The 3255-nt window shown below is 51.0% G+C and carries 2 protein-coding genes; one reads left to right on the top strand and one right to left on the bottom strand.

The window, feature by feature from the left end; all coding sequences use genetic code 11:
- Positions 1-120 precede the first annotated feature (120 nt).
- Complete coding sequence (mrdA, locus tag NG795_RS28285) at positions 121-1890, bottom strand: penicillin-binding protein 2 (protein ID WP_367291935.1); 1770 nt, start codon at positions 1888-1890, stop codon at positions 121-123.
- A 408-nt stretch (positions 1891-2298) separates the two neighbouring features.
- Here mrdA and NG795_RS28280 point away from each other — a divergent pair, with 408 nt between their 5' ends.
- The gene (locus NG795_RS28280; protein WP_367291934.1) at positions 2299-3159 is read left to right on the top strand and encodes an SMP-30/gluconolactonase/LRE family protein; all 861 of its coding nucleotides are present in this window, start codon (positions 2299-2301) and stop codon (positions 3157-3159) included.
- Positions 3160-3255 lie beyond the last annotated feature (96 nt).

Genomic DNA, 3255 nt, shown 5'->3' with positions numbered 1-3255 from the left:
TTTTCAAGCCCCAGGCTAAAAATCCCTGAATGTAAAGCTTTCAGCCCTCATTCTTAACTTTTGTCAGTCAACCAGGGATGCAACAGTGACCCCCACCCGGTTTTCTCAGTCCCTTATCGATTACTTTTTAAAGTAGGTGCGGTAGACTTCCAGGGCGACGGGTGCAGCCGCAACCCCGCCATAGCCGCCATTTTCCACCACTACGGCAATGGAAATTTCGGGATTAACTGCCGGTGCAAATCCGACAAACAAGGCGTGAGAAGGCTGTCCTAAGACTTCTGAGGTCCCGGTTTTACCCCCGCTTAAGGGAACAGTCCCATCATTTAAGACTCGGGCGGTCCCTTTTTGCACGACATCCACCATCCCCTGTTTAATCACGGAAATCGCCTCGGGAGAGAGTCCGACGGGTTCGGGTTTAGTCAAGGGGGTATTACTTTGAGAGGCGAGAAAATGAGGTTTGACTCGGTTCCCGCCATTGGCAAATACAGCAGACATCACGGCCAGTTCCAAGGGAGTGCATAATACCATCCCTTGACCAATCCCCATCGTCACGCTATCCCCGGCATACCAGGGTTCGTTGTACATCCGGAGTTTTTCCTCTGGGGTGGGAATCATCCCGTGAGTTCCGCCATCGAGTCCCAAGATATCTAAGCTGGTAGACTCGCCAATCCCTAGTTTGCTACCCCATTGGGCGATCGCCTCGGGTCCAACTTCCATCCCGATTTGATAGAAAAAGGTGTTGCTACTGTAGGCTAAAGCATCTCGGAACCCAATCACTCCATATCCCCCACTATGTTCATGGAAGGCAATCCCACCGACCACGATATAGGAGGAGGTCCCTAAATAGGAATCGGGATGATATTTCCCTGTCCCAATTCCTGCCGCTGCAGTGACCATTTTAAAGGTACTCCCGGGGGGATACCCTTGTAAGGCTCGATTCAGAAAGGGATTTTCTAATTCCTGTAGACGCTGCCATTCTGCTGCTCTAACATTGCGGGTAAAGATATTCGGGTCAAAGCTGGGTCCACTCGCCATTGCAATGACCCCCCCAGTCTTGACATCCAGGACGACTACTGCACCCCGTCGGGACCCTAATGCTCGTTCCGCAGCTTTCTGGACTTCTGCATCCAGGGTGAGCTTTAGGGGTTCCCCACTAATGGCCGATCGCACCCCCAGTTCACGAATCTCCTCCCCATTGGCATTCACCTCCACCAGACGATTCCCCCAAACTCCGGTCAATTGGGAGTTAATCGTCTTTTCGATTCCCATTTTGCCGATGATAATTCCCATCGGATAGTCTGGGTTCGCCATCAAATCTTCCTGGGTGGCTTCCCCAATATATCCCAGGACATGAGCGCCGGTGTTCCCTTCGGGATAGTATCGGCTGGATTCGGCCCGAACTTCAATCCCGGGAATATCTGCCATTGCTTCAGCTAGGGTCACAAACGCTTCTGGGTCAATTCTTTGAGCGATCCGTACCGGCATTCCCGAGGTATATCCAGTTTCGTCGATTTTATTGATGATCTCCTCAGGGGAAACATTCAGGAGGGGACTGAGCCTTTTAGCGGTTTCTTTCCATTGCTCCGGTTGTTGCTCCCGAGGCCATAAATAAACTGCTCTGGCTAACTGGTTAGCTGCCATCAGTTTACCCTTACGGTCTACTAGATTACCCCTTGCTGCCGGAATCGGAATCAAGCGAATCCGGTTATCTTCTGCTCGTTGTCGATACTCTTCCCCTTCTACAATCTGCAACTGTGTCAGACGCACGCCGCATACACCCAAAAGGACGGTGACAATGCTCATCAGCACAAAGGGTCGGATCGGCGATCGCTTTGTGTCTGTTTTATTCGTGCTGATTTTAGAGAAAAAACTCGTCTGTCCGGTAACCATCTTTATCCTATCCCGCAGGAGTTCACTATTATATTGCGCTAACGGGTCCCCAGACCCCAGGACTGGAGCCGCTATGTTTGCTACACTCCCTCTAGCTGTTCAATCACTCCGGAAGATTCTATCAAACTCTTGGCGATCGTGGCAGGTTCTCCCCCGTCCAGTCCGGGGAGATTTAGAGTGGGCAATTTTCGGCTCCTTGTTGTTCTTTATTTATTCCCACAACTTATATCATTTCTTCTATCCATTGCACCGTCTTTCCAGTCCTACTCTACCTCAGACTCCCTTTGTCTCGGTTGCGGTGTTTCTCCCCCTGATGTTCAATCTTAACGCAATTCGCTACCCTGGGTAAAGATAGTTGACCCTCTGCTCAATCTGATTTTTACCAATACTCCTTTTTTTTGAGAACTCATGAAAACACCGAAAATTATCGCTGATTATCACTGTCACAATGCGGAGGTTCCCACTTGGCATCCGATGGAAAAACGCCTCTATTGGAGTGATATTCCCACGGGACGGGTGTTCCGCTATGACCCGGCAACGGCATCATCTGAACAGATTTATGCGGGGGACTCCGTAGGGGCGATCGCGGTTCATGAGGATGGTTCCTTGCTGTTTTTTATGGCAAAAGGGGCGATCGCCCGCTGGCAAGATGGCACCCTCACCCCCATTATCCCCGAAATCCCTGCCGAACGAGAAACCCGCTTCAATGATTGCATCGTTGACCCCGCCGGACGAGTGTTTAGCGGCACAATGGAAAAAGGCGACCATCTCGGTTCCCTCTACCGCCTCAACACCGACGGCACTCTCACCCAAGTGCTAGAACATCTCCAAATTCCCAACGGCATGGGATTCACCCTGGACCGAAAATATTTATACTTAACCGACTCCCCCAAACGTGAGATTTATCGCTTTGAATACGATGTATCAACCGGCGACATCAGTAACCGCCAAGTTATAATCACCATCCCAGAAGGCGAAGGCGTTCCCGATGGCATGACCGTAGATGCCGAAGGCTATATCTGGTCCGCCCGTTGGGATGGTCATCACCTCTTCCGCTACAGTCCCGACGGCACCGAAGTCCTCCGCATCCCCTTCCCCGCGAAAAAAGTATCCGCTCTCACCTTTGGTGGGGATGATTATACGGATATTTATGCAACAACTGCCGGGGGAGACAATCGGGAGGAAGAAGGTGAGGGAGCGGGTGCGGTGTTTCATCTCAATTTAGGCATTCGCGGGATGCCAGAATTTTTAGCAAAAATTGCGGTGTAGTTTAGGCGGCGATAACCGGCGGGGGTTTAAACCCCCGCCTAATAGCTAAAGTCGGTTAAAACCGACTACGGAAATAAGCTAACTTCGGTATCTTCT

Origin of the sequence: Laspinema palackyanum D2c, assembly GCF_025370875.1 — a bacterium.
GTDB lineage: Bacteria > Cyanobacteriota > Cyanobacteriia > Cyanobacteriales > Laspinemataceae > Laspinema > Laspinema palackyanum.
Note: the sequence above shows the minus strand (reverse complement) of the source record. Positions and strands in the feature narration are given on the sequence as shown.